Raw genomic sequence first — 25,171 nt, 5'->3', positions numbered from 1 at the left:
ATTGCACAAGAACGCTTGATATTTTAAACCGTTTCTTCCATGTATTGGCGAAGTTTTTTCATGGCATTCTTTTCAAGCTGGCGCACTCGCTCTGCGGAAACACCATATTTATCAGCCAAATCATGCAATGTCGCTTTGTTATCCGCCAACCAACGTTGTTGTAAAATATCCTGACTACGTTCGTCAAGGCGCTCTAAAGCAACAAATAGCTGTTCTCTGCCTTGTTCCCCGCTTACTTCTTTTTCAATTAAATGGGCGGGATCACTATTCGCATCATGTAAATAATGGGCAGGGGCTTTGAAGGCGTCATCGTCATCATCGGACAGAGGGGCATCATAGGAGGCATCCATCGCATTAAGACGCTGCTCCATAACAAGCACGTCCTCACGGCTGACACCAAGATCATTGGCAACAGCATCGACTTCCTCACTGTTAAACCAGCCTAGACGGGTCTTCATTTGACGCAGGTTAAAAAACAATTTCCGTTGGGCTTTGGTCGTTGCAATTTTAACTATACGCCAATTACGCAGAACAAATTCATGTATTTCAGCTTTAATCCAGTGAACAGCAAATGAAACAAGGCGAACACCCATTTTAGGGTCAAAACGCTTAACGGCCTTCATTAAACCAACATTACCTTCCTGGATTAAATCATTAAGAGGTAAACCATAGCCTAAATAGCCACGAGCAACTCGAACTACATAACGAAGATGAGCAAGAACTAAACGACGTGCGCTTTCAAGATCGCCTTCAGTATGAAAACGCTCGGCACACTCATATTCTTCTTCAGCAGAAAGCAGCGGTATTTGATTGACACGATGAATATAAGCATCAAGACTACCAATAGGTAAATTCCATGACGCTAATTGCAACTGCTGACTCATACTGCTCCTCCAGTTACCAACACCATAACAATTACCAAAACAATTCAGTATTAACCTTATTAACTATAGCACCCGCATTATACATCAACTATAGGGCTCAATAGAAGCCAGTTGTTGTTTTACTGACAATCTGGCACCTAGCCACCCTAACATCGTAGAGACGATTACCAATAAATAAGCTTGCTTAACTGACAGCCCCATAATGGGATAATGCATTTGGTAGGCAGCTGCCAGCTGCTTAACGGCAACAGCAACGCTAAGCATGAAAATATTGACAAAAAGCACTGCCATGATTGCACCGGCTAAACTATACCACATGCCAGTATATAAAAAAGGACGGGCAATATAGGGATCAGTTGCCCCAATTAATTTTAGTACCTGAATTTCCTCATGGCGATTGTGAATAGCAAGACGCAAGGTATTGCCAATTATCAAAACGACAGCAGAAGCCAATAGAGCCATTAATGCATGAGCTATTTTAGTCGCAAAACCCAGGATTGCATGCAGTTTGGTTATCCATTGCATATCAAGTTTAGCTTGCTCAACTTGCGGATAAACTTTTAATCGAGCAAATAATTGCTCCATTTGAGCAGGGGTATTAATGGCAAGAGCTGGAATAACATCAACCATTGCAGGGAGAGGGTTTTCTGGCAGATAACGCATAATGTCATGCATGCCTTCCTGTTGCTGCAATTCAGCCAGTCCATCCTCTGAAGATTTGAGTATTACGTTACCAACGCCCTCTGTCGCACGAACACGGGCTACAAAAGCAGCCTGCTCAGTCTCTGATAGAGGGGATTTTAAATAGAGAGAAATATGGCCCCCACGCTGCCAATTGATAGTTAATTGCTCCAAGTTATCAGTAAACACCCAAAAAAGTGTCGGTAAGGTTAAAGCAATCGCGATGACAATCACCGTCATCATGGTAGCCAGTGGCTTACGGCAAAGCAAATTAAGACTACTATTAGCCGCTTGCAAATGATAAGCACTTAAAGTACGCAGATTTTTTAACACATCCGGCCTCCTTTAAGCATAACAATACGATGTTTCATCCCCGCAATAAGGGCAAGATCGTGCGTGGCGATAAGAATACTTACTCCAACCTGGTTAAATTGATCAAAAAGTTTCATAATTTCTGCAGAAAGGCTGGGGTCAAGGTTACCTGTAGGTTCATCAGCTAGCAGCAAAGCGGGCTTGTGTACTACCGCCCTGGCAATGCCAACTCGTTGTTGTTCACCCGCAGATAGATGAACAGGCAACATTTTTTCCTTAGTTAACAAACCAACCATATCAAGCGCTGCGTGCACCCGTTTGGCAATCATAACTGGTGCAAATCCTTGAATTTGCAAAGGTAATGCAACATTATCAAAGACGGTTCTATCATTGAGTAAATTAGGCGATTGGAAGGTAATCCCCAAACTACTGCGATAGGCAGCAATATCCCGTTTTTTTAATTGGTTTAAACGAATACCATTCACTGCGAGTTGCCCTGAAGAGGGTATTTCCAGCATAGCAATTAATTTTAGTAACGTGCTTTTTCCTGCTCCCGAATGACCGGTCAGAAAAACCATTTCCCCTTTTTGCAGCGAAAAATTGACCTGGCTTAAGGCTTCAAAGCCTCCAGGATAGCGTTTACTTACTTGGTCAAATTTGATCATCATTAAAAATTGCTCTGACAAATTGCTGGGCATCAAAAGGACGTAGGTCGTCAATTCCTTCACCAATTCCCAGATAACGGAATGGTATCTCTAATTCATTAGCAATAGCAAACAGTATTCCGCCTTTTGCAGTACCATCAAGCTTGGTCATAGTAATACCAGTCAATCCAATAGCCTTATGAAATTGCCGCGCCTGGTTGAGCGCATTTTGTCCTATACTGGCATCCAAAACTAACATTGTTTCATGAGGCGCATTAGCATCCAATTTTTGTATAACACGCTTCACTTTCTTTAACTCTTCCATTAAATTGCCTTGCGTATGTAAACGACCGGCTGTATCAGCAATCAAAACATCTATCCCTCTTGCTTTTGCTGCTTGTAAAGCATCATAAATAACGGACGCACTATCAGCTCCAGTATGTTGTGCGATTACAGGGATTTGATTGCGCTCCCCCCAAATTTGTAATTGCTCCACTGCAGCAGCTCGGAAAGTATCACCTGCTGCCAGCATCACTTTTTTGCCTTGCTGTTGAAACTGCTTAGCCATTTTACCGATCGAGGTTGTTTTACCAGCGCCATTGACGCCAACTGTTAAAATGACAAAGGGTGAGTGATCCACTGTTTCTACCTGCAATGGTTTTTCCCTTATTAGCAAAATAGTTTCCAAACGCTTTTTAAGGGCCTCAAAAACAGCATCACCATCGGTTAGTTGTTTTCTTGCCAACTCTTCACCTAGTTGCTTTAAAATCGCTTGTGAAGTTTCAATACCCAGATCCGCACTGAGGAGCAACGTTTCCAATTCTTCCAGTAAAACTGCATCGATCTCTTTTTTTCCTAATAATAAACGCCCAATCCCCTCGCCAAATTGCTGGCGTGTCTTGGTCAGACCGCGTTTAAAACGAGCAAAAAACCCTTGTTTAGGAAGATCATCACTCACCGGATCAGAGGCTATCTCAGGCTGCTGAGCGGGCATTTCTGACTCTTCAGTAGACGTAGATATTGATTTTGTTTCATCCTGATTTTTTTTAAACCATTTAATCATAAGGTATACAAAGCGAAGGAAATGTGGAATTCTATCACTTTTTTTGCTTTGGAGTTAATCCATGCGTACTGTATTAATGATTTTCTTGGCTGTATTAACTTGCCAAGCCTATAGTCAAACAAAAGAGTTCACTCTTCGAAATGGCTTAAAAGTGCTGGTAAAAGAAGATCATCGCGCCCCCATTGCTGTATCTATGATATGGTATAACGTTGGTTCTGCAGATGAACCGGGAGGGATCACAGGCGTTTCTCACGCACTGGAGCACCTCATGTTTAAAGGAACCTCGAAATATCCTCTAGGTGTTTTTTCAAAAACGATTGCTGCGGTTGGCGGACAAGAAAATGCCTTTACTAATTATGACTACACCGCCTATTTTGAAAAAATTGCTGCATCAAAATTGCCTATTAGCTTCGAACTGGAAGCTGATCGGATGCAAAATCTATTATTTGATGAAGAAGAATTTAATAGAGAAATCAAAGTAATTCGTGAAGAAAGACGTTTACGTACAGATGATAACCCACAAGCACTGACTTTCGAGCGCTATTTAGCTGCAGCCCATTTGACCGCTCCTTACCATCACCCGGTCATCGGCTGGATGAGTGATCTCTACCAAATGACTGTTGACGATGTCAAAACCTGGTATCAACGTTTTTATGCGCCTAATAATGCAACCCTTGTCGTCGTTGGCGATGTCAACCCAGAAGAAGTCCATCAATTAGCAATAAAATATTTTGAATCCATTGGTAAGCATGCTAATTACAGCCGTAAAGCCCAAATAGAACCACCTAACTTGGGTCCTAAATTCGTTGAAATTAACGCACCCGCCAAATTACCCATGTTGATGTTCGGCTATACAGTGCCGAGCGTGAAGACGGCTAGGACAGTTTGGGAGCCTTATGCGCTGGAAATCATCGCGAATATCCTCGATGCTGGTGAAAGTGCACGCTTTGCGAAGAATTTAGTCCGTGGCAGCCATCTGGCCAGTGGGATTGATGCTTACTACAATCTATACTCACGCTACCAGACTCAGTTTGTTGTTTTTGGCACGCCCACTGAAGCCCATTCTATTGATGAACTCAAAGCAGGTATGCTCAAAGAAATCAAGCGATTGCAGAATGAGCTGGTCAGTCCAACCGAACTAAAACGGATAAAAACACAGATTATTGCCCAAAAAACATTTGAAAAAGACTCTATTTTTGGTCAAGCCATGGAACTTGGCTTACTAGAAACAACCGGTTTGGGCTGGAAAACTGCGGATACTTATACTGATCGTATTAATAGCATTACGCCCGAGCAATTGCAGCAAGTAGCTCAGCTTTATTTTCAGGAAAATGCCTTAACAGAAGCCCGATTAATTCCAGTATTAGAAGAGGAACAACAATGAAAACATTGTTTACATTAATTCTATTAAGTATCAGCTTCGTATCTAATCTACAAGCCAGTACTTTTAAAACGCAGCAATGGCATACAAAAAATGGTGCAAAAGTGGTTTTTTATCAAGCCATGGAAGTACCCATGCTAGATATCAGCATAGCCTTTGCAGCCGGTTCAGCCTATGACGGCAAGCAATTTGGCTTAAGTGCATTAACATCCGATCTGCTTGCCCAAGGGAATGCCGGTATGGATGCAACTCAAATTGCAGAGAGAATAGCTGATACTGGTGCCCAATTTAATAATGAAATCAGTCGCGATATGGCGGTTTTAAGCCTAAAGACTCTAACGAACGAAGAGGCTCTTAAACGCGCTATCGACACCTTCGAACTTATTGTCAGCAAACCCGATTTCCCACAAGACGCTTTCGAGAGAGAAAAAAATCAGCAGTTAATGTCTATCGCGCAAACGCAAGAATCTCCTGATGATGTGGCTAATCAAGTGTTCTTTAAAACACTTTACCAAACTCACCCTTATGCTCATCCTGTTAATGGCACAAGAGAGAGTGTCAAAGCACTAACGCTTGGCGATGTACACCAATTTTACCAACAATATTTTGTTAGTTCCAATGCAGTTATCGTATTGGTAGGTGCTATTGATCAGAAAAAAGCCCAGCAAATCGCTGAACAATTAACCCAAAATTTACCGAAAGGAAAACCAGCCGCCACCATCCCTAAAGCAAACCAATTAAAAAACAAGGAAAAAGTCAGCATCGATTTCCCCTCATCGCAAACGATGTTGCGCTTGGGTCAAATTGGCATTGATCATCATAATCCGGACTATTTTCCATTGACAGTCGGAAATTATATTTTAGGAGGAGGCGCGCTGGTTTCTCGATTAGCTTATGAGGTGCGAGAAAAACGTGGTCTGAGTTACAGTGTCGTCAGCCAATTCATGCCCATGCCCGGTGACGGCCCCTTTATCATCAGCCTATCAACACATAGCAAACAAGCTGCGATAGCCTTGAAAGTGACCGAGGATACGCTGAGCAATTTTATCACTCAAGGCCCTAATGCGCAGGAATTACTAGATGCTAAACAATATTTAACAGGTAGTTTCCCTTTATCACTAGCTAGCAATAGTAGTATTGCCAATATGCTGTTGCGGATTGCTTTTTATCATTTGCCTGATACTTATTTAGATTCTTATGTAGCACGCATTAATGCAGTAACAGCAGACGATATAAAGAAGGCCTTTCAGCATCAAGTGCACCCCAATAAAATGCTTCTCGTTTCGGTAGGTAAGTTGTGAAGCAGACTGTACGGATAATCGGGGGAAAATATCGGGGCAAGAAACTTCATTTTCCTGATATTGCCAATTTGAGACCCACTCCAGACAGAGTTAAAGAAACACTCTTTAACTGGTTAATGCATGATATACGAGGGGCACGTTGCCTTGACGCGTTTGCAGGTAGCGGTGCTCTTGGTTTCGAAGCCTTCTCGCGAGGCGCTGCAAAAGTAGTTTTTGTTGAGACCGCCGCCAAAGCTTATGAAAACTTGCAGCAGATTGCTTCTTCATTCCCTGAAAATAATTTATTAGTGGTTCATATGAAAGCACAAGATTATCTTCGTCAGACAACTGAGTGTTTTGATCTTGTTTTTCTTGATCCGCCCTTTATAGAAAATTATATTCCACAATGCATGGAGTTATTAGCCCACTCCAATACACTACCTGCTGGGGGGTTGGTTTACCTTGAAGCCCCCGAAAAATTAACCCTGGATCCTAAAATCTGGCAAGAAAGAAAGTCCAGGCAAGCAGGACAAGTCATTTATGGCCTCTATGAAAAATGCTAGGGTCTGCTATGCTTAAATACTACTTCCGCTTGACAAGGCGTCATGCTCCTGTTTCAATCAAGGCAGTACTTATCGATTATAAAGCCCGAAAGATGATCAACAAGTTTGTCATGCTTATTCTTGCATCTACTCTATTGGCTGGGTGCATTCATTCATTCAAAAAACCGCCTACTAATGATCCTAGTGATGATGCAACGATCAAACTTGCAGAAGCTGCCACGTCAGTAAGCGACTCCATGTTGGAAATGGCGAGAGTAGAGAAGGTGATTACCCCTCCTACCAAAGACAACACCCTTACCATTCCCAATGCTTATAATTTGCAGGCACGAGCTTCTGTCGATTGGGCCGGCCCTATTGAAGAATTAACAGCGCGCATTGCGAAAGCAGCTCATTTTCGCTTACGTGTTCTTGGCAAGGAACCTGCCGTTCCTGTTTTAATTAGTCTTACCAGTAAAGATGAGAGTTTAGCTGAGATCCTGCGAGATATTGATTATCAAGCGGGAAGAAAGGCAGACATTCATGTTTATCCTAACAGTCAGGTTGTTGAATTGCGCTATGCCAAAATTTATTCATAGTATTTTTATAGTTTGTGTGGCTCTTTTGGTTGCTTGTACTCCAACCAAAAATGTGCCGCCTGGGGATACTACCTCCCTTAAAGGTTTGAAAGCCATGGTGAATACCAAGCGCTCCAAAGCCACCAAACAAACTGTGAATAAGATGCGTGAGATGGCTTTGAAAGAGACGGCTCTTAGTGTCGGAGCACAATCAGGTTTAGCTTGGCGCGCCAGAGTCATTGATGATCAGCTGACCAAACAGGCACGTCGTTTGGATACAGTTTATGATTTCAATTCATTAATTCTAGAGCATAATATTTTACCCCCAGTTTTGCTGGAAGGACGAAATACGCTGAATTTGGCCGATACACAAACGATTCGTATTTCAGACCGAACTTACAAAGTTGCCAAACAAGCTCAATTTGTTACCACGCCCCCTACCTGGAGACAATACTTGTGGATGGACTACAAGGTGCCTGAAAGACCGGATATTTCCCTTCTGCCTAAAACCAAAGTAGAGAAACAACTTTGGTGTTATTACGTAGAAAAAGGATGGCAAAATGGTATCGAGCAAGCCTCTACTATTCTTGAAGAGAGTATTGCTCGCATTAAAGAAGATTATGTTGGCATGATTCTTTATCGTAAATTACTCGCTATGAATATGGTTTCGCCCCCTTTTGTCTCCCACACTGACTTGGGAGTAACGGGAGATTCTTCAGAAATTCATATTGATGACAGGGTATTACGAATTACAGCCTTACCTGCGTTGAATATTAACGCCAATGAATGGCGAGCTGCTGTTACGAAAGATGAAAATGCATTAGAACAATTTAAAAATATGGAAAAATTGGCACAAAACACTAAAATTATTATTACGAATAAAGCGTGGCAACCTGTGATTGCCCCAGTCAACTTAGCCAAGTAAGATCTTATGAGTAATATTAATTTAATGCCAGATGAGCCAACCCGTTTTTCTCCAGTCTTTATGGATAAAATGTTGGAGCATGCAGAAAGTCTTAATGCGTCTGATATTACCATCCAAACTGGCGAGCCTATTTTTGCGGAAGTATATGGGCGACTACTTAAAATTACTAATCGCCGTCTTTCCAATACCGAACTTGGTGATTTGATTAACGCCATATACGGCCCCAATGCCACTACCCAGCTCCTGTCTGGTAAAGATATTGATACACACTATGAATTCCGTCCCAACCGCGGTGTTCGCTATCGCTACAGGGTCAATGCAACCTCCTGTCTGGTTGAAGGACATGACGCTATCCAAATAACTCTGAGAACTATCCCCACTACCCCACCAAAATTAGAAACAATGGGTTTACCAGAGAATATCGTTGAAGCCATTGCCCCCCAGGAGGGTATTGTCTTTATAACCGGTGCAACCGGTTCGGGTAAGTCTACCCTACTTGCCTCCATCATTCGCGATCTTATCGAAAAAGAAGATTCTAATCGTAAGGTCTTAACCTATGAAGCACCGATTGAATTCGTTTATGATGAAATCGAAACTATTTCGTCGGTAGTAAGTCAGTCAGAAATTCCACGCCATTTACCCGATTTTGCCGACGGTGTTCGTAATGCATTACGACGCAAACCACGTTTAATCATGGTGGGCGAGTGTCGTGATGCTGAAACAATTAGTGCTGCCCTTGAAGCCGCACTGACTGGCCATCCTGTTTATACAACACTGCATACCTCGGGTGTGGCTGAAACCATGCGACGTTTAGTGACTTCTTTCTCTGGCGAAGAACGCCTGGGACGAACAATCGATATTTTAGAGACTATTAGACTTTGTATTTGGCAAAAACTAGTACCGACCGTTGATGGCAAACGGGTTGCCCTGCGGGAATATCTGGTGTTTGATGAGGAAGCCCGGGATATTTTATTGGAAGGTGATCCCAACGACGTGACCTCCACTACACGCAAGCTTGTGCGACAACGAGGGCAATTGATGACCGTTGATGCCAAAAATAAATTTGAGCAAGGCTTAATCAGTGAGCGAGTCTATAAACTTATCATTGCAGGCACGAAAGAGTATCAAAGATAATTCTGATTCCCTTTCTTACCAACTGGAAAGCCATTAAAGGTTCCGTTGCTATCCTTAATAATGTTTATTAGCTCCTCAAGGTATTAAGAGTTTGGTATCTTTTCTCTTGGCTCATTTGCGACTTTGGGGCAAGGAAATGCAGAATTAACCACCATACTCAAACAGGGATGACAGACCACTATGAACGACAGTAATTTATTATTTTTTGATGACATTCAAATCGGGCAAACTTTTATTAGTCATACTTATACACTCAATGAAGAGCAAATTAAGTTATTTGCACATGAATTTGATCCTCAACCGTTTCATTTGGATGAAAACGCTGCTAAAAACACAATTTTTAAAGGACTAATAGCAAGCGGTTGGCACACTGCAGCTATTACCATGCGTCTTTTAGTTAAAGGAATTGGACATCGTTTTGCAGGGGGAGTTATTGGTTTAGGAGGAGAAATCAGTTGGCCTAATCCAACACGTCCGATGGATACACTCTATGTTAGCTCAGAGGTAATAGAGATTAACTCCTCTCTCTCTCAACCTGAACGTGGCATCGTTAAAATTCGTAATCACACCCTTAATCAAGAAAACCAAATTGTTCAAATTTTTATTGCCAACATTTTGGTAAACAAGAAAAATGGGTAATCCCCCAGACCAGAGCACAGAGTACCTATCTTTATATTAAGGATTGATTCTATAAAAAAAGGAACAAGTTACTGTTAGCTTGTTCCTTTTCCGAATCGTTCGGTTACTCGATCATTACTCAGGAGCCGAACCACCCGGAGTAGCATCGCCGCCATCAGAACCACGTTTGCCACCCGACGCCTTAGCCTCTGGTGCTGGCTGACTTTGACCTTTAAGTTTAGAAAGCCCTTTCTGAGCGTAACCACCCAATTGTTGATCCATCTGTTGAGAACCTTTAGTAGTGGCAGATCCACCTTCACTCACTTGTTTTTTGGCTTCCTCACCCCATTGGGCAGCTTCCTGGCCAATACTTTCAGGTTGTCCACCAATCCAACGCAGGACCTTATCAGGCAAATACGTAATCAAGGTAAATGCTTTCTGCACCACAATCAGGTACATCGTGGTATAGATCAGGACAGAGAAGAAGAAGCCATAAATACCCGCCCAACCACTATAACCGGTACCCATTGAGCTCATATTACTTGCCTGTTGATAAGCAGATTGAGCGTCACCACTGTATGAATAATTCCAGTTCACACCGCCACTACCAGAAGTCGCCCCCTGGATAAACACGAGGGCATTAGCGAAACCAGAATTAATTATCCATACGGAAACGTAGGACAAGGAAATAGCAGCAATATAACCAATAATCATCATTGCTGGTCTCAAAAAGACGTTCAACAATATCATGATCGCCTGTTCACCTTTACCAAAGGCCTCGTGGCCTTCAGGATGCGTCACACCTAATGCAACAATGGGTGCCGCAACCATGGCTTCAATGACCACCATCAACCAAGCGATTGATCCGAAAGTAAAGATGATATAGGGCAACATGGGAATGTAGTAAGCCGTAACAAATCCTATACTCACCATCACCCCTAACCAGGAAATAATGAGAGGTAGTACCAGCATGATTAAGGCTACGACAAATATACCAAACCAGGGAATCATAATGGTAGTTACTGACAAACCAACCAAGGTTATCCATAATTCATTCGCATAGTTAATATAGGCAACCCCCATATTAGCTAAGGCAATGACAGGATTTACGGTTGGCTGTTGAATGATCGCCACACCTTCCCTAAAGATATTCGCCATACCGTATAAAGGTGCCGCAAGGAAAGTCATTACGACCACATTAACAACCTGCGCCATCATATTGAGGAAGAAGTTAAAAATATTCTTCAAAATCAAGTTATAGAAAATATTACCCATCAGTTCCCCTAAACAGAAACTGAAGAACATGATTTTAACTTTTCCGCAAGGAAAGTCTTGTGAAGGCAGATTAAACTGACCCACTTGAATATTCATATTAAAATTCATTGCGAATTGAGGCGGTGTCATACCTGGTTGACCGGGTAAATTGACAAGTATCGAGTTAGTAATAAATCCGTTTACCGTAGAAGAACCCGGCCCAGATATGGCAACTAACCCTTGCGTATTGGGATCAACGGTTGGAGGAGAGTGTATTATCTCATTAGAGGGTAGAAAAGTAGACCCATTGATCAAACCAATAACAGCATTGATGGCGGAGGGATCGGCACCCAGCCACTCGCACAAAGTGGCATATGTTCCAACACACGTGCCATTGCTGAAAGGGGATACTGGCAGATTTTCATCAAAAGTACTCTTGTCTAAACCTGAACCCGTATCGGTCAAATTCGAATTGGTTGCACTTGGATTTGATGAATTGTTAGCACTCGTATTGCCCTGATTTAGTTTTGCTAAATTAATGAAATAACTTCCAGCCAAAATCCACCCATATTGATTTGCCTGTTGAATAAAGGCCCGGGCAGCGTTTGCAGCATCAGCATTCTGTGCCTGCTGAACCAAATTGAGTGTTGGCAACATAATCCCATTATAATCCGCAACTGCTCCTTGGAATTCAGTACCGTTAAACAACGGCGCTGATGTGTTGTTACTCAGCGTCGTATCTTGTCCCCAGCTAACGCAAGCTGGCTGGGCAGTAGGTGACGTCGGTCCAGGACAAGCTACTCCAGTCGTTAAGTAAGGCACACCAAACTGTTGGGTAGCAACATCAGGTGCAGCGGGGGTTTGGTTAGTCGTACTACCGGATGAAGGAGGATTAAGCAGTTTATAAGGATCATTGCCTATCATCACTTGAGCAACCGCTGATAAATCAATATACATTTGTTGAATCGCTATCGCTCTCGACGATTGAGCTGTTTGTAATTCACTGGCCGTAATCGATGTAATTGACGATTGAATATTATTAGCCCCTGTATAATCGACCCAATTAATAGTGCCACAAATACCATTGAGGAATTTATAAGGGCCATCAGTAAAATTAGGCATTGGCAGTGCATAAGGTGAGGGATTATGGTCTTGGTAATAGGTCGCGTTGACTGTACCTAGAAAATCAGGTACTGCCGTGTTACAGAACGTTTGCACCGTATCTGATGGTGAACCAGCGCAAATACCACTATTCTTTTGTTTACTGTTGAGTAAATTGGTGCGCGTGTTTTCTAATACCGTTTGAATACCCAACATACAAACCTGGCCATTAAGAATGGCGGCCGCACCTTTAGCAATCGCATCAGCATCACTCCCTAACGATACACCTGGAGACATTTGGGCCTGGATAATCACCCCTCCACGATTCAAATAACTTAATGCAGCAGCCCATATCTTGTCCGCAGCACCTACGCCCTGAACGACAATCCACATGACAAAGATCTGCATTAAGCAATAACCAGAGGCTTTGGGGATTAATAAAGCAAGCCCCAGGGTTGAGCGAAGGGGTACCCAAATAGAAGACCATTTTTGACCAAGCATTTGGCCTTCATGGGCTGTATTCATCGTTGATACTAGAAGGGTATACATAATAACCACACCGCCAATACCTAGAACAGCGGCGTTGAATACCTCGAACATGGCACCCATTATCTGGCTGCCAGTACCATGCAAAACCCCATCCACTACCCCAAAAATATTCCCCAAAAATACGACAGAAATATCGCTGGGTGGCGGAGCAAAACTTAAGCCAGGACCGCCGGTGGGATTATTGCTACTGGCAAATGCCAGAAACGGGGCTAACCAACCTAGTAACACAAAGAATACTTTATTCATCTTTTTTCACCCATCAAGCCTTGCCTGTACCACTCACTGATTGAGCAGCCCAACTTTCGCTCTTTGATTTGGAAGTACCAAAAGTGATAGCGAAATGCTAAAACTAAAGCAATCATCATGATTACCAGACTGACTATTACAGCTCTATAGCTGCCGTAAAAGAGGTGATAAACGGCGTAAGCAAAAATAAATAATGCTGCGCCGCACATCAGAATGCTCAACCGGTGTAGTGCCGATTGTTTGGCAATTAAATCTTTTTCACTTAAATTCAAGCGAGCCATTGCATTTTCAAACGATTCGCCTTTGGCATTTTGCTGAGGGACAAACATACGCTTAAAGCCATTTGCCAAATACATAGTAAATGACTTTAAACGATCGAAGTCCAACCACCAGCGAACATTGAAAATACGTTTAAAAATGGTTACAAATCTTGATTTCGATTCTTTTTTCATAAAATTTACTTTTTGGGCAATAGACTTTTACTCTTCATACTATACTATAGTAATTATAGTGTGTGCCGTCTATCAATCAATTACACCGTAAAAAAAGAGTAAAAAATGCCCGATCTTAGTCACGAAGCCTCTTCGCAGTATTGGAATGATTACGTGGACCCGATGATTTATCGAGTTATTACCTTCATGGAAAGCGTTGAAGACTGGACTCTCGATGGGAATCCTGTGTTAGAGGAAGTCATTTCTCGCTTGGGTAAGGAGTTAGATGATATCGAAAAAATAGACATGGGAATGCTAGGTCAGGAGGATGTCTTTATTCGCTTGGTAGGCAATATAAAATCTGGCCGCGGCCTCCGCCTTTTGCAAGCCATCGATACAGTTCATCCAGGCAGTGCCTCACGAATATTAATTCATGCAGAAGAAACAAGTACCGGTAGTCATGATCCAGCTGGATTTTTTCTTAAAAGGAATATAGTGTTTGAACGATTACGATTATTAGCTCGCGTTTTTTCTGAGTATCGCTTAAAACTTGTAGCTCGCGCTCTTGAAGGGGAAGAATGATGAAATTGATTAGTCGAGTTTTACCGGGTCTTTTACTTGCTGCAACTACCTCTACGTATGCATCAAGCACTGACAGTGACTCATTGAGTGAGATCGCAACCTATTTACTGAATTTAGGGCAATATCTTGGTTATAACGTCAATGTCAGCCCTTCGGATCCCAATAATAATCCACCCGTTACCGTTAGCCAGACTTTGTTGAATGAATCGGGCCTACAAGCATCCTATATTGTTTTGTACGATACTTTTTTGGCTGCCATTCCAGTCAATACCGCTAACCAAAATCCAGTGATGCTGCTAGCGAATAACCTCCCAGGTGCCGGAACAATCAATACTTTTGCCAATCTTATTTATGCCGCGTACTCGTCTGTTGATTCAGCCACACAACCCTCCGCCTCCAAGCTTATCGACCAACAGACCTATCAAAATGATCCAGTCAGCCAGGCTGTACTTAATATTTTAGGAACCCCTGATTACAGTTATTGTTTGAAAAATGATAACGTGACAGTTATGAATCCTTGTAATTATCCTTCTACTGTATTTAACCAAAATCAGGTCATGGCAAACGTGCTGGGTGGAACGCCTGGAGCTATCGGCGATAGTAGTGGTATCCCTGATCCAGAAACCTTTTTTTCTTATGACTACAATCAACCCTTTCTATCTCAGCTTAATGCAAATAGCCTGATGGGTCCCTTGGTGTACTCCACCACCAATAGTGATAGTGCTTCTACCTCATCGAGTGGCAATACACAGAATCAAGGCTTAACCGCAACGAACCAGGTTCAACAGGCAGCCAATTTCATTCGTTATGCAACAGGTGCCGTTGCTCCGGCCTCCCTTCCTAACTACAGTCAGTATAGTGCGTTGTTTTCACAAGCTCAGGTTCCTGAAAACACGACTCCCAATCTACAACAACTGCAAGCACAGTCTGCATTGGGCGCTTATTTGATGAATCTGCGTATCTATGCTGCACAAACGTCAGTGGGCATTAGCAATCTTTACTATATTCTCGGCAAAAGAATACAGCAAACGCCCCCAACTGCCACTGGAGGTACTGGCAGCACCCCAACCAGTCAGGCGCTCACTGAATTTAACATGGCTACTTGGCGCCTTTATAATCCTGATCAAAGCGTGAACACAATGTGGACAGCTCAGATTAACAACGCGTCTGCAGCCACAGTACAAAAAGAGATTGCCACCTTATTAGCTGAAATCAATTATCAATTGTACCTGAGTCGTGTACAACAAGAGCGCATTCTGCTTACTAACACCATGTTGTTGATTCAAAATGCTCGTGCTGCTCAACCCTCATCATCCCTCAGCACATCCGGCTCATCAACATCGGCAACAGACAATTAATTCTATTCGCGGGTAGTGATATCAATCACTACCCGCTTCTCTTTGTCAGGACTTACGAAAAACGCCGGTCTCTTCGTTAACAATCAAATTTTGTCTCGACCTCGGAGTTTTCGTAAGTCCTGTGAATTTCCTCATGCCTATAGATTTTTTGGCGAAGAACAAAAAGGCTGATTCTCTGTTTATGTTCTTAGGGAAAAATAAATTCGATATCTGTTAAAAAAAGAAACCTATAATCACAAAAAAAAACACTTTATTTTTGATCCTATTTCATTAGAAGGAAAAGTAGGGCTTTATTTAAAAACTTTCTCAATATTTGTATTGCTTAGTATCATTTACGCTGTATAAAAGTATGCGTTATAGCGTATAGTAGCAAAGGGAATCTTGAATTGTATTCAAGTTAAAAACTGCGTTATAGATAATCTTTCCGCCTAATAAATTATTACTGAAATAACTATATGCAGCCACTACAGACTTGTTTCTAAGAAGGAAAAACGGATGTTAAAACGCGATATCTCACGCACGAATGTTTTGATTGCCGCCGCAGGGGGCATGATTGGTTCTGGCTGGTTATTTAGCCCTTTTATCAGCGCTCAAATGGCAGGAAGCAATGCTTTAATCAGCTGGATTATTGCAACAATTTTTATGTTATTTATTGCCCTGCCTCTCTGTGAATTGGGTGCTATGTTCCCCATTTCAGGTGGAATGACCAATTACCCTAGCTTTACTCATGGAAATGACGTGGGCTTCTTATTCGCCTGGACTTCCTGGTTATCCTATGTCGTCATGACCCCCATCGAAATTCAAGCGATTCTGCAGTATTCAAGTCATTTTTTCCCCAGTCTGCTTGTAAAAGACACTATGACTTTTACGCTATCTGGTGTGGGTTATTTAGTTGCAACCGGCATTATGCTGTTTGTCGTTTTGCTAAATTCCTATGGCATTCGAATATTGGCAGAATGCAACAAAGTGGCCAGTATTATCAAGTTTCTTGTGCCTAGTATTGCTATTGTCTCTCTTTTATACACTGCACCATCAATGAGTAATATCAATATCCATCTGACTGATAAAAATTCCTGGATACAAATATTTACAGCGCTTTCCGCAGGCGGAGTAGCCTTTGCTTTTACCGGATTTCAGAATGGCCTAATGTTGGCTGGTGAAGTACAAAATCCACAACGCAATATTCCTATTGCTATTTTAGGCGCTGTTTTAATTGGTTTTGTGTTGTACTTTATGTTGCAACTCAGTTTCCTGGTAGCCATTCCATCTTCTTATTTAACGCATGGTTGGCAAAATTTGAGTTTTCCGGGTGATAGCGGTCCTTTGGTAGGCCTGACCTTATTAGTCGGTTTGGGTGGTGTTGCTATGTTGTTAATGTTTGATGCTGCCTTTTCACCCTTTGGCACCACGCTTGTTTATACAGCAGCGACCTCTCGCATTTTATATGGCATGGCTTTAAATAATCATTTGCCTAAAGTATTTACCAAAGTCAACCGCCATCAAATCCCCTATATTACTCTCTACGCTAATTTTTTAGTGGGTCTTTTTTCTTTTCTACCTTTTCCTGGGTGGCAGAAAATGGTTGCGTTCCTGTCGTCATGCAGTATTTTATCATACGGCATAGGACCTATCTGCTTACTAGCCATGCGCAAACTGCAACCCAATCGTGAGAGACCTTTTAAACTGTCTGCCAGCCTGTTTTTTTGCCATGCTGCTTTTTATGCATGTAACTTAATGCTTTATTGGTGTGGCTTTGACATACTTTGGAAACTTGATTTAGCTCTCTTGATTGGTTTTGCTATCAATCTCATTTATCAAAAACGCCGAATCACCGATTGTAGCCCCAGCTTCTACTGGTTTGTCTTCTACATGAGTGCCATGTTGTTCCTATCCTACTTAGGCGCTTTTGGGGGTATCCACTTCCTTCAATTCCCATTAGATATGGTTGTCATTCTGCCGCTAAGCATCATAGTCCTTCATTTTTCACAACGTGTACTTGTTGACTCCAAAGCCCATGAAGAATTGACCGCACATATACTGGTTGCTGAAGTAATAGAACAACCCGCTTTAGTAAGACAATAACTCTATTGACCGCTGTAACTTTGATCTTGTTTTATCAAAGTTACGGCAACGCTTCTTAGTGGCTATTTTTTAGAAGAAAACGCTTTACACTGTTGTAACCAATACCTTGCAATATCAATACGGCGGGCTATCCAAATATCAGGGAATTGTTTGAGATAACTTAAAAACTGCTTTAACGCTAGACAACGACCAGGATGTCCACTAAAACGGGGATGTAAACCGATCGTCATCATAGTCGTTCTATTTTCTTGATATAAGTAATCCAAGGTATTTTTTAAATAGACGAAAAAATCATTAGACTGACTAAAACCTGGCGAGGTACTAAACCGAAAATCATTACAATCTAGCGTATAAGGAATAATTAAATGATGATGATTAGCAGCAAAATAGGGCAAGTCATCGGCATAACTATCTGAATCGTAGACAAAACCACCTATTTCCAATAATAAATCACGTGTATGCTCACTACGCCGTCCAGTATACCAACCAAGAGGTCGTTTTCCTGTTAATGTTTCTATGGTATTGATGCACAGAAGAATATGTTTTTTTTCCTCTTCGCGGGGTAGTTGTGCATAATCTATCCAGCGCCACCCATGCCCGGCTGTCTCATGCGCTGACTCCTGCAAATACTGGCTTAGTTCTGAATTGAGGGTTAACGCTAAACCAGTTAGGAAAAACGTCAGTTGAATTTGCTCTTGCTCAAATAAATGGATGAGACGCCATAAACCTGCCCGGCTACCGTATTCAAATAAAGATTCCATACTCAAACTACGCACGCCTTCCGCTTTAGCTGCCAAGGGAAACTCCCCGCCATAAATCTCCGAAAAAGCATCGCCATTGACTGGCGTTAATTCCGCTCCTTCTTCATAATTAATCACAAAATTGAGGGCTACTTTGGCTTGATTTGGCCATTGAATATTAGGCGTCTTTCTTCCGTATCCAACCATGTCTCGTAACATTGTTTATCCTAACTCAAAGGAAGTAATTCCATAAATATGTTCCATGGGTAAAGACGGTGTCTCCCTTAAATACATGCGTGCCGTTTCAAAAACCTTTTCCAACTGATACCGCTGAACCAAGGCTTTAGCATAGGGATTATTTTCAGGAATATCCAAATAGATAGGCTTACCTTGGGCATAACTTGCCAAGGCAATAAACAGTTCATCAGCTATCGCCGCATTATCAGCAAACAAAGGACCAATTTTATATCCCTGCCGACAAGTTCTTATCACCCCATAACCAGCCAGTTTACGATCGTCGTCAAGATAACCAACGCCAAGACTATCGGGTTGATTAATCCAACATCGCAAAAAAGCAGCGCGTTCAGCAGGAAAATGTTGGCGATCATAGAGAAGCAACAAATTAAAGTCTATGTCCTTTAAGAGGACCAAAGCCTTGTTACTTTTAACGATCGGATGAAATCCAGAACAACTATAACGAGCATTATTATGAGCAAATTGGTATCCTAACTGCGCGTATTTATCGAGCATATTAGTCACACCATCAAGACCAACATTGCGTTGTCCTACATAAGCCAGGCGCTCTTTCGTAAGAGCGAAACCATAGCCCTGCTCGCGATAAATTTTATCAACAATATAGAAACCACAAAAAGCAAAGCGCTCATCATAGATTACCGCAGAACCTACAGCGATGATCTTGCCATTCAACTTCCCAGCAAAAAAACCATGGGGATCCGCTTGGTAAAAACACTCTGCATCATGTAATCCTGGATTCCATCCTTCATTGGCCGCCCAGTCAATGGCAATATTGACCTCGTCTTTTTCCATCCGCTCAACAAGGTAATTCTTCTTCATGATTAATCTCCTTAACATGACTGAAGAACGAAGCCATTGAAATATTATCTTGTGCTTCTAGCTTAGCAAAATTTACCTGTAACTATTAACTTCCCTCTACTTATTTTAGCCCGCAATAGGTAATTACCCATTGCGAGACCCTTTCTAACCCGAGCCAGCTGTTTATTCCTCAGAAGTATTTGAAGCGGCTTTGTCAGATTTGACTTGAGGAGAACAAGCCGCTGCTATACTATTAATTTCATCCGCGTATTGTTTATCAGTCATATTGTCAGCTTCTTTAATGAGCCCCATCAATTTAGGTTTGGCGCATTCACAATAAGCTTGAGTTGCCCTTTTGCCATTCTCGCTTAATTTGGGATAAACAAGGTTCCAGCGATCAAGACAATATTCAGAGATATCATCTTCTGTGGCTTCGCTTAATCCTATTTCCTCTTCTAAAGAATCCATAGTATCGTGCAATAAAGTTTGTGACATACAAAGCTGAATTGCCTTGTTCACAGCTTCATCCGAATCCAAAGGTTGAGTTGCAGCACATTCGCAATATTTTTCACCAAAATCTTTATAGTCTACTTTATCTTTTGCTTCATTGACGCGGTTCATCCAAGTATTAACACAGGTTGTTTGAAAAGATTCCGCGCCTTGGCTTTCACTCTCAGCAGCATAAACAATCAGCGGAGAAAAACTAACTAGCACAGCAGTTGCAATTGATTTTAAACAGAAATTCATAGTGCGTCACTCCATTGAATTGATAAGATGCCTTCACATTCAGCATAGCTTAAGCATAACAACTTCGCGAGTTGATATGAAGATGAAAGCCTCTTAACGCCGCATAAAATATTCCAAAAGCTCATCTACTTACAACACAAATGATCAAATATCGATCAAACTTATCAAATAACAGTCTACACTAAAAAGGGATAGCTTTCTTTGAGTTTCGTATGATTAAGAGCAGTGATGTCAAAGCCTCAGCAACTATCGCATCTGAGTTTAAAGGCCCTATTCTGCTGCACATGGTTGATCAAAATGGTTATGGTGATGTTTCTCTTGCTATCAAAGTAGCAAAATTTCTCTTTAAAAAATATCCGCAAGCCGTGATTTGGATTAGCGGTAAAATGGAATCTTTTGAAAAAATACAAGAAATTGATCCTGACTTTTTGGACTATAACCTTAATCCCCGCTTGGGGACTGTTCTATTTGAATCAAGTGATTTTTTTACCTTGCGCGATGAAACCGATATTCCATTGGAAATTGAGACAGCGATTTTTAATAATTCGTTGCGGAAAGCTAAACGCCCACAACTTTTTATTGGCGAATACGGCTCTTATTTAACCACCCCTTATGCACTAATTAACCCCGACGTCATTCATATGAGTGGTAATCTAGGTAAAGGATACCCGGGAATACTTATTGAACCAGATTTAAAAAAATTTTCGCAATTAAGCCCGAATGAAAAAATGCAGGCAAGGGCAAAAATCTTAGAAGGCAACGCTCTCGATAAAGATGACCAACTATTAAAAAAGCAACTCTTACAGGATACAGATCCTACCAAGTTTGTAGCCCAAAACGGCTGTGCATTTGCTTATTACAACTGGCCAGTCTCCTATAAAAGAGCAGCAATAGCTTTTGCCGCAAGCAATGATAGCGATCATGCTAATTTTTTTGTCAGCGCAAATGATAAACAGAATAAAGCCCAATCAATTTTTACTATGTTAAAAGATAATGATTTTCAATTAGCACTAAAACAGTTGGGCTATACAAAAATTAGCTTTTATAATGCGAAAGGGGAAGAAGATAGCATTGTATTAAACACCCACAAACCAAATGAAAGAGAGTTCAGGGTTTTTCAACGCAGCAGGTTCCACCATGATTTGATGCTTGATCTCATGCGTTTATCAGATGTTTGCGGTGTAGCCGGTGACCAATCATTGACGGAAGCGATTTCACTCGGAGCCATACCAATACCGGAGGAATGGCATTGCCAGGTGACTATAATCGGACAAATGGCAGAAGAATATTACAATGGCACCGTGATGGCAGGTTTTCACAATTGCTTATGGCAGGCGAGGCGAGAAACAGACATCGACAGATGGTTAGAAGCAGGAAAAATTTTAAAAGCCCACCGCTCAGCTGCAACGGTCGTCATTAAGAAAATTCAAGAAGAAGCCAATCTCTATAATGCCCTAGACTACCGGCTAAATGGGCTATTCGACAAACCACAACAGGAAAAAATCGATCATTATAATCAGTTATTCATTAAGGAATTAAAAGATTATGCATCGACCTTAAAGAAAGACAAGAAAGTGGCCTTTTCCCTCGCGACTGAGATTGCCAAATATCTTTGTCAAACCAAGCCTAGTGAACCGTTAACAATGAATAAAATATTACTGATCCTGGATACCCATATTGGCAAAAGAATGGCTCATATTGATAGCATTCGGTACCACACTATAACGGCCAATGATACGCACTTGATTAGAGAGCAGCAAAGCCATAGTTTTATAAAGCGTACTCTTTCTCATCAACCATCTGGCAATAGTGCCTTGGCCACGAGGTTACAAAACCTGTATCAAGAGTCTTTTAGTTCAGAAACAGAATCGTGGTTGACAGCAGAACAAAGTAATCCGGTCACTGCAAAAATACCTCAGCAATAGTATTGCGCTCTAAGCATGATACAGCATTCTTAATTGGTCTTTTAACGCCCCAAAAGCAGACTCGATATTAATATAGTTCTTTTTGGCCAGATAAAAAGATAAAGACCCATCATCAGTAGCAGAATTTGATTGTAAAGCAACGTTAAATTTTAGTTTCTTTAAACGTCTATATTCTTCTGATTTAGTAACAAAATAGAAATTTCTATAATTACTTTTGGGTCGATAATGGAGTGCTTTAATATCCTTTGCCAAAGGATGTTTAGGAAAATATTCTTTTATGGAATAAGTTCTATTATTATGAACTGCAACAACTGTCTCGTTTTTAGGTAGTAACCTTTTAATTTTATCGGCAAACTTACTAACTTCGGTATGCGCTGCCGGCGAATAAGAGCCGTATTGTTTCAGTGTCTTCTTAATGCCTCTATCTGTAAAAATGCGATTTGGATCAAATTCGTAACGCACCCGACGTAAATGAAAAACGATATTGCGTGTTCCTGAATGCCGCAGCGTTATTAAACTACCTCCTTTCGCTTTAATAAAGGTTTTAGCTGCTGCTAATGCTGTTTTCTCATTCTCATGCAAGTGAACAAAGGTTTTTCCTTTCCCATGCTGTTTTATAATTTCCACCTTGGTATTACCCAGCATGACTGGATACGTTGCAGCATAAACCAGGCTATGTACTATGAGATAAAAAAAGATCAAATATTTCATTTTGAATATCAAAAACACAAAATTGCATAAATTTTACCCTTTATCTGCGCTAAATTCATCCTTTTTATCTTCAGCACGAAGGCAATCAAGATAATATCATCCAATTAAACAGCTATTCTTAATAGAGGGAGGAAATAAAGCTAAATTAGCCATCAGGTCTAAGGAGTATACTATGGCTACCTCAAGGGCAAAAAAAATTAGTGCCATTATTGATAGTGAACAAGAATTAGAAATCATTATTACGGAATTAAGTGAGGAAGTTGTAGGACGCCAGGATATTAGTGTTCAAGGAAGTCCAGGGGAGCTAGATGAGCAGTATGGTACTCCTTTTCCCGATCCCGATATCCTGCAACATAGCGCTCATCCACCTAAAAAAGAGCCTTTCATGATAGATGACTTTGGCTGGGTCTTGGGATTTTCTATTGGGATCCCAATTTTTATTTTTGCTGCCATTGGCATTTTTCTCCTAGGCGATTTCCGCTCTCTGAAAGACAATTTATTTTTCGGGGGGATAGGTGTTATCTCAGGAGCCATTATTGGCTCAATCCTCGCGGGATTTCTTAAACTTTATCGCAATATGATAATAAAAAAACAAGAAAAGAAAGGCGGTTTTGTTTTATGGGTCAATGCCACTTCACAACAGCAAATGAGTAAAATAATTCCTATTTTAGGCCAAACAAATTACTTTAGATTGGGAAAGTTCTACTCATCATTAATCAAGTAGCTTGGCACTTATACGTTGATTTTTCGAGCAGCAAAGCGCAGAAATCGAAATATAGGTGCCAAGATAGTAGAGAGTAAACAGCCGTTTAGTTACATACACTTTTATACGTTGCAACCAAACTATCAGGATTGGTAACGGGTAAATCGGTATCAGCACTCCACAGGATCACTCCCTTTAATTGTTTGGTTTTGATAAATTCGCAAACTGATTTAACTACAGCAGGCGATTGATAGCCTATAAATTGTTTAGCCACTGGATTATAAAGATAAGCTCCAGTAATAAAAGGGATGCCAGCAACATCATCTGCCGTCTGAATTTGATAACTTTTATAACCCAATTCATTCATCACTTTAGTCACAGAATTATAGGGTAATAGACCATCTTGTTTCGTATAAGCCGCTGTGAAATGGCTGGCACCACGCCAAGGTTGTTCAAAACCCGGATAACTGCTGTCATCACCTCGCTCAACACCAGAAAAACCTCGACCATAGGCAGCAAGACCAACCTGTAGTTTTTCCTTCGGCATACCATAGGCTAAAACCTGCTCAGTGATTGCGTCGGTTGCATAGTTGATAGCAAACTCATCTTTACGGCTCGTCGCTGGGTGCTTAAGATAAGCGTGAATAGACGTGTAAGGATCACCGCTTTGATTCCACGGGCCATGCAAATCATAAGTCATCACATTCACACTATCCACATAAGCGGCAATTTGTTTAAACCATCCGCCTTCGACTGATTGATTGATTCTTTCTAAATAGTCTTTATTTGCTGTGACGGTTACTGAAATATAAGTGTCACTTCCTAAGGTTTTGCGGCTGGCCTTGACTAAATCAAACAAACGTTTGTAATCAGTACTCGTTTTTGCATCTGGAGGTAACTGACCGCCAGTCTGCAAATCGATAGGCGGTTCAAAATCATAATCCACGCCCTTAAGATTTTTAAAATGAGTCATCCAGGCTTTAAATTGCATTAAAAATTTATCCTGATTAGCAAAAATGGCATCAAAAGTAGCGGTACTAATTCCCTTGTTTTCAACAGTATTTGCCCCACCAATTGCGATAATTCGCTTCGCTTTATATTTATTCGAATTAATAAAAGCACCAAAACTATTCAACTGGCCAACTCCTTTTTGATCAGTGTAATTAAACAACTCTTTCTCGCCGGTATTGCCATTGATCTGTACGGAAGCACAAGCCCCTTTATTTGCTTCACAGAAGGTTAAAAAATCCTTGGTTTCTGGTGGTAGAGGTGATATCCACGAGCCCTCTAAAGGTAACTCACCCCATAAATCATCAAAATGTAACAAACCAGACCACTCACTGGGAATCTGATAAAAGGCTTGATTTGGATCATTGCTGTTCCATACCTGTAAAAAACTCCAGGCAACAACATCCGCTTTATTAAATTGGGCAACCATTGCAGGATTGCTGACATAGGATAATTGACCATAGGGCCGACCATTTTTATAAGCACCATCATATTCATAGGAATTTTCGCCATACATAGACCAGCTGGTGGTATATAAGGTTAAAGAGGCTTGTGCCGCCAGGGGTAATAGAGCAGAAATCAATGCCAGTAAAGCCATTTTTTTAAACATTTGCATAAACTCTCCAACAATTATCGGTGGTC

General features: G+C 41.3%; 23 protein-coding genes. 12 read left to right on the top strand and 11 right to left on the bottom strand.

Translation table 11 applies throughout. From position 1 onward, the window contains the following. Positions 1 to 23 precede the first annotated feature (23 nt). From rpoH to ftsY, 4 genes are all read right to left on the bottom strand, one after another. Positions 24 to 884: an RNA polymerase sigma factor RpoH gene (gene rpoH / locus DYC89_RS03115; RefSeq protein ID WP_115220453.1), complete on the bottom strand. Its 861-nt coding sequence runs from the start codon at positions 882 to 884 to the stop codon at positions 24 to 26. Between the two features lie 84 nt (positions 885 to 968). After that, positions 969 to 1,898: a permease-like cell division protein FtsX gene (ftsX, locus tag DYC89_RS03110; RefSeq protein WP_115220452.1), complete on the bottom strand. Its 930-nt coding sequence runs from the start codon at positions 1,896 to 1,898 to the stop codon at positions 969 to 971. Further along, entirely contained in the window at positions 1,892 to 2,542 is a 651-nt protein-coding gene (gene ftsE / locus DYC89_RS03105) for a cell division ATP-binding protein FtsE (protein WP_058448027.1), read from the bottom strand. The genes ftsX and ftsE overlap by 7 nt, the downstream gene beginning before the upstream one ends. Further along, positions 2,529 to 3,515 carry a signal recognition particle-docking protein FtsY gene (gene ftsY, locus DYC89_RS03100; RefSeq protein ID WP_412754925.1) on the bottom strand — a complete coding sequence of 329 codons (987 nt, stop codon included), beginning with the start codon at positions 3,513 to 3,515 and terminating at the stop codon, positions 2,529 to 2,531. Before ftsY ends, ftsE begins: the two co-directional genes overlap by 14 nt. A gap of 130 nt (positions 3,516 to 3,645) precedes the next feature. Between ftsY and DYC89_RS03095 the strand changes: the two genes are divergently transcribed. From DYC89_RS03095 to DYC89_RS03065, 7 genes are all read left to right on the top strand, one after another. Further along, positions 3,646 to 4,968 carry a M16 family metallopeptidase gene (locus tag DYC89_RS03095; protein WP_115220450.1) on the top strand — a complete coding sequence of 441 codons (1,323 nt, stop codon included), beginning with the start codon at positions 3,646 to 3,648 and terminating at the stop codon, positions 4,966 to 4,968. Next, positions 4,965 to 6,266 (top strand): M16 family metallopeptidase, encoded by a 1,302-nt coding sequence (locus DYC89_RS03090; protein ID WP_115220449.1) that lies wholly within the window; start codon positions 4,965 to 4,967, stop codon positions 6,264 to 6,266. Before DYC89_RS03095 ends, DYC89_RS03090 begins: the two co-directional genes overlap by 4 nt. Then, positions 6,263 to 6,808, top strand: coding sequence for a 16S rRNA (guanine(966)-N(2))-methyltransferase RsmD (gene rsmD, locus DYC89_RS03085; RefSeq protein WP_115220448.1), 546 nt, complete (start codon positions 6,263 to 6,265; stop codon positions 6,806 to 6,808). The genes DYC89_RS03090 and rsmD overlap by 4 nt, the downstream gene beginning before the upstream one ends. Positions 6,809 to 6,900: 92 nt before the next feature. After that, positions 6,901 to 7,383, top strand: coding sequence for a type IVB secretion system lipoprotein DotD (dotD, locus tag DYC89_RS03080; RefSeq protein ID WP_115222637.1), 483 nt, complete (start codon positions 6,901 to 6,903; stop codon positions 7,381 to 7,383). Next, complete coding sequence (locus DYC89_RS03075; protein WP_115220447.1) at positions 7,364 to 8,287, top strand: type IV secretion system DotC family protein; 924 nt, start codon at positions 7,364 to 7,366, stop codon at positions 8,285 to 8,287. The genes dotD and DYC89_RS03075 overlap by 20 nt, the downstream gene beginning before the upstream one ends. Before the next feature lie 24 nt (positions 8,288 to 8,311). After that, positions 8,312 to 9,421: a Dot/Icm type IV secretion system ATPase DotB gene (gene dotB / locus DYC89_RS03070; RefSeq protein ID WP_181879440.1), complete on the top strand. Its 1,110-nt coding sequence runs from the start codon at positions 8,312 to 8,314 to the stop codon at positions 9,419 to 9,421. Positions 9,422 to 9,601: 180 nt separating this feature from the next. Then, entirely contained in the window at positions 9,602 to 10,060 is a 459-nt protein-coding gene (locus tag DYC89_RS03065; RefSeq protein ID WP_115220445.1) for a MaoC family dehydratase, read from the top strand. A gap of 114 nt (positions 10,061 to 10,174) precedes the next feature. On the opposite strand, the gene dotA is transcribed toward DYC89_RS03065, so the two are convergent. Next, positions 10,175 to 13,189, bottom strand: a complete 3,015-nt coding sequence (gene dotA / locus DYC89_RS03060) for a type IVB secretion system protein DotA (RefSeq protein ID WP_115220444.1) — start codon at positions 13,187 to 13,189, stop codon at positions 10,175 to 10,177. Continuing rightward, positions 13,186 to 13,641 (bottom strand): type IVB secretion system protein IcmV, encoded by a 456-nt coding sequence (icmV, locus tag DYC89_RS03055; RefSeq protein WP_115220443.1) that lies wholly within the window; start codon positions 13,639 to 13,641, stop codon positions 13,186 to 13,188. The genes dotA and icmV overlap by 4 nt, the downstream gene beginning before the upstream one ends. Before the next feature lie 105 nt (positions 13,642 to 13,746). Here icmV and icmW point away from each other — a divergent pair, with 105 nt between their 5' ends. From icmW to DYC89_RS03040, 3 genes are all read left to right on the top strand, one after another. Further along, positions 13,747 to 14,202 carry a type IVB secretion system protein IcmW gene (icmW, locus tag DYC89_RS03050; protein ID WP_058447523.1) on the top strand — a complete coding sequence of 152 codons (456 nt, stop codon included), beginning with the start codon at positions 13,747 to 13,749 and terminating at the stop codon, positions 14,200 to 14,202. After that, positions 14,199 to 15,560 (top strand): type IVB secretion system protein IcmX, encoded by a 1,362-nt coding sequence (gene icmX / locus DYC89_RS03045; protein WP_147285467.1) that lies wholly within the window; start codon positions 14,199 to 14,201, stop codon positions 15,558 to 15,560. Before icmW ends, icmX begins: the two co-directional genes overlap by 4 nt. A gap of 495 nt (positions 15,561 to 16,055) precedes the next feature. Next, positions 16,056 to 17,642 carry an APC family permease gene (locus DYC89_RS03040; protein WP_115220441.1) on the top strand — a complete coding sequence of 529 codons (1,587 nt, stop codon included), beginning with the start codon at positions 16,056 to 16,058 and terminating at the stop codon, positions 17,640 to 17,642. Between the two features lie 62 nt (positions 17,643 to 17,704). On the opposite strand, the gene DYC89_RS03035 is transcribed toward DYC89_RS03040, so the two are convergent. From DYC89_RS03035 to DYC89_RS03025, 3 genes are all read right to left on the bottom strand, one after another. Continuing rightward, positions 17,705 to 18,601 (bottom strand): polysaccharide deacetylase family protein, encoded by an 897-nt coding sequence (locus DYC89_RS03035; protein WP_115220440.1) that lies wholly within the window; start codon positions 18,599 to 18,601, stop codon positions 17,705 to 17,707. Between the two features lie 3 nt (positions 18,602 to 18,604). Further along, complete coding sequence (locus tag DYC89_RS03030; protein WP_115220439.1) at positions 18,605 to 19,456, bottom strand: GNAT family N-acetyltransferase; 852 nt, start codon at positions 19,454 to 19,456, stop codon at positions 18,605 to 18,607. Positions 19,457 to 19,618: 162 nt separating this feature from the next. Next, positions 19,619 to 20,182: a hypothetical protein gene (locus tag DYC89_RS03025; protein ID WP_115220438.1), complete on the bottom strand. Its 564-nt coding sequence runs from the start codon at positions 20,180 to 20,182 to the stop codon at positions 19,619 to 19,621. Positions 20,183 to 20,394: 212 nt separating this feature from the next. Between DYC89_RS03025 and DYC89_RS03020 the strand changes: the two genes are divergently transcribed. Then, positions 20,395 to 22,107 (top strand): hypothetical protein, encoded by a 1,713-nt coding sequence (locus tag DYC89_RS03020; RefSeq protein ID WP_115220437.1) that lies wholly within the window; start codon positions 20,395 to 20,397, stop codon positions 22,105 to 22,107. A 9-nt stretch (positions 22,108 to 22,116) separates the two neighbouring features. Here DYC89_RS03020 and DYC89_RS03015 read toward each other — a convergent pair whose 3' ends face one another. Then, the gene (locus DYC89_RS03015; protein ID WP_115220436.1) at positions 22,117 to 22,818 is read right to left on the bottom strand and encodes a protein tyrosine phosphatase; all 702 of its coding nucleotides are present in this window, start codon (positions 22,816 to 22,818) and stop codon (positions 22,117 to 22,119) included. Positions 22,819 to 22,990: 172 nt separating this feature from the next. Here DYC89_RS03015 and DYC89_RS03010 point away from each other — a divergent pair, with 172 nt between their 5' ends. After that, positions 22,991 to 23,542, top strand: a complete 552-nt coding sequence (locus DYC89_RS03010; protein ID WP_115220435.1) for an AtpZ/AtpI family protein — start codon at positions 22,991 to 22,993, stop codon at positions 23,540 to 23,542. 85 nt (positions 23,543 to 23,627) lie between these two features. On the opposite strand, the gene DYC89_RS03005 is transcribed toward DYC89_RS03010, so the two are convergent. Then, entirely contained in the window at positions 23,628 to 25,145 is a 1,518-nt protein-coding gene (locus DYC89_RS03005; RefSeq protein WP_115220434.1) for a glycoside hydrolase family 18 protein, read from the bottom strand. Between the last annotated feature and the right edge of the window lie 26 nt (positions 25,146 to 25,171).

This window comes from Legionella donaldsonii (genome assembly GCF_900452385.1).
GTDB lineage: Bacteria > Pseudomonadota > Gammaproteobacteria > Legionellales > Legionellaceae > Tatlockia > Tatlockia donaldsonii.
This window is presented reverse-complemented; position numbering and strand designations above follow the sequence as displayed.

What these genes read in the sequence shown, in the direction of transcription:
- ftsE (WP_058448027.1), bottom strand. Translation starts at nt 2,542, where the DNA reads ATGATCAAATTTGACCAAGTAAGTAAACGCTATCCTGGAGGCTTTGAA.
- dotB (WP_181879440.1), top strand. Translation starts at nt 8,312, where the DNA reads ATGCCAGATGAGCCAACCCGTTTTTCTCCAGTCTTTATGGATAAAATG.
- icmX (WP_147285467.1), top strand. Translation starts at nt 14,199, where the DNA reads ATGATGAAATTGATTAGTCGAGTTTTACCGGGTCTTTTACTTGCTGCA.
- DYC89_RS03025 (WP_115220438.1), bottom strand. Translation starts at nt 20,182, where the DNA reads ATGAATTTCTGTTTAAAATCAATTGCAACTGCTGTGCTAGTTAGTTTT.
- DYC89_RS03075 (WP_115220447.1), top strand. Translation starts at nt 7,364, where the DNA reads ATGCCAAAATTTATTCATAGTATTTTTATAGTTTGTGTGGCTCTTTTG.
- DYC89_RS03030 (WP_115220439.1), bottom strand. Translation starts at nt 19,456, where the DNA reads ATGAAGAAGAATTACCTTGTTGAGCGGATGGAAAAAGACGAGGTCAAT.
- DYC89_RS03005 (WP_115220434.1), bottom strand. Translation starts at nt 25,145, where the DNA reads ATGCAAATGTTTAAAAAAATGGCTTTACTGGCATTGATTTCTGCTCTA.
- dotD (WP_115222637.1), top strand. Translation starts at nt 6,901, where the DNA reads ATGATCAACAAGTTTGTCATGCTTATTCTTGCATCTACTCTATTGGCT.
- DYC89_RS03010 (WP_115220435.1), top strand. Translation starts at nt 22,991, where the DNA reads ATGGCTACCTCAAGGGCAAAAAAAATTAGTGCCATTATTGATAGTGAA.
- DYC89_RS03020 (WP_115220437.1), top strand. Translation starts at nt 20,395, where the DNA reads ATGATTAAGAGCAGTGATGTCAAAGCCTCAGCAACTATCGCATCTGAG.
- DYC89_RS03015 (WP_115220436.1), bottom strand. Translation starts at nt 22,818, where the DNA reads ATGAAATATTTGATCTTTTTTTATCTCATAGTACATAGCCTGGTTTAT.
- rpoH (WP_115220453.1), bottom strand. Translation starts at nt 884, where the DNA reads ATGAGTCAGCAGTTGCAATTAGCGTCATGGAATTTACCTATTGGTAGT.
- ftsY (WP_412754925.1), bottom strand. Translation starts at nt 3,515, where the DNA reads ATGCCCGCTCAGCAGCCTGAGATAGCCTCTGATCCGGTGAGTGATGAT.
- dotA (WP_115220444.1), bottom strand. Translation starts at nt 13,189, where the DNA reads ATGAATAAAGTATTCTTTGTGTTACTAGGTTGGTTAGCCCCGTTTCTG.
- icmV (WP_115220443.1), bottom strand. Translation starts at nt 13,641, where the DNA reads ATGAAAAAAGAATCGAAATCAAGATTTGTAACCATTTTTAAACGTATT.
- DYC89_RS03095 (WP_115220450.1), top strand. Translation starts at nt 3,646, where the DNA reads ATGCGTACTGTATTAATGATTTTCTTGGCTGTATTAACTTGCCAAGCC.
- icmW (WP_058447523.1), top strand. Translation starts at nt 13,747, where the DNA reads ATGCCCGATCTTAGTCACGAAGCCTCTTCGCAGTATTGGAATGATTAC.
- DYC89_RS03090 (WP_115220449.1), top strand. Translation starts at nt 4,965, where the DNA reads ATGAAAACATTGTTTACATTAATTCTATTAAGTATCAGCTTCGTATCT.
- DYC89_RS03035 (WP_115220440.1), bottom strand. Translation starts at nt 18,601, where the DNA reads ATGTTACGAGACATGGTTGGATACGGAAGAAAGACGCCTAATATTCAA.
- DYC89_RS03065 (WP_115220445.1), top strand. Translation starts at nt 9,602, where the DNA reads ATGAACGACAGTAATTTATTATTTTTTGATGACATTCAAATCGGGCAA.
- DYC89_RS03040 (WP_115220441.1), top strand. Translation starts at nt 16,056, where the DNA reads ATGTTAAAACGCGATATCTCACGCACGAATGTTTTGATTGCCGCCGCA.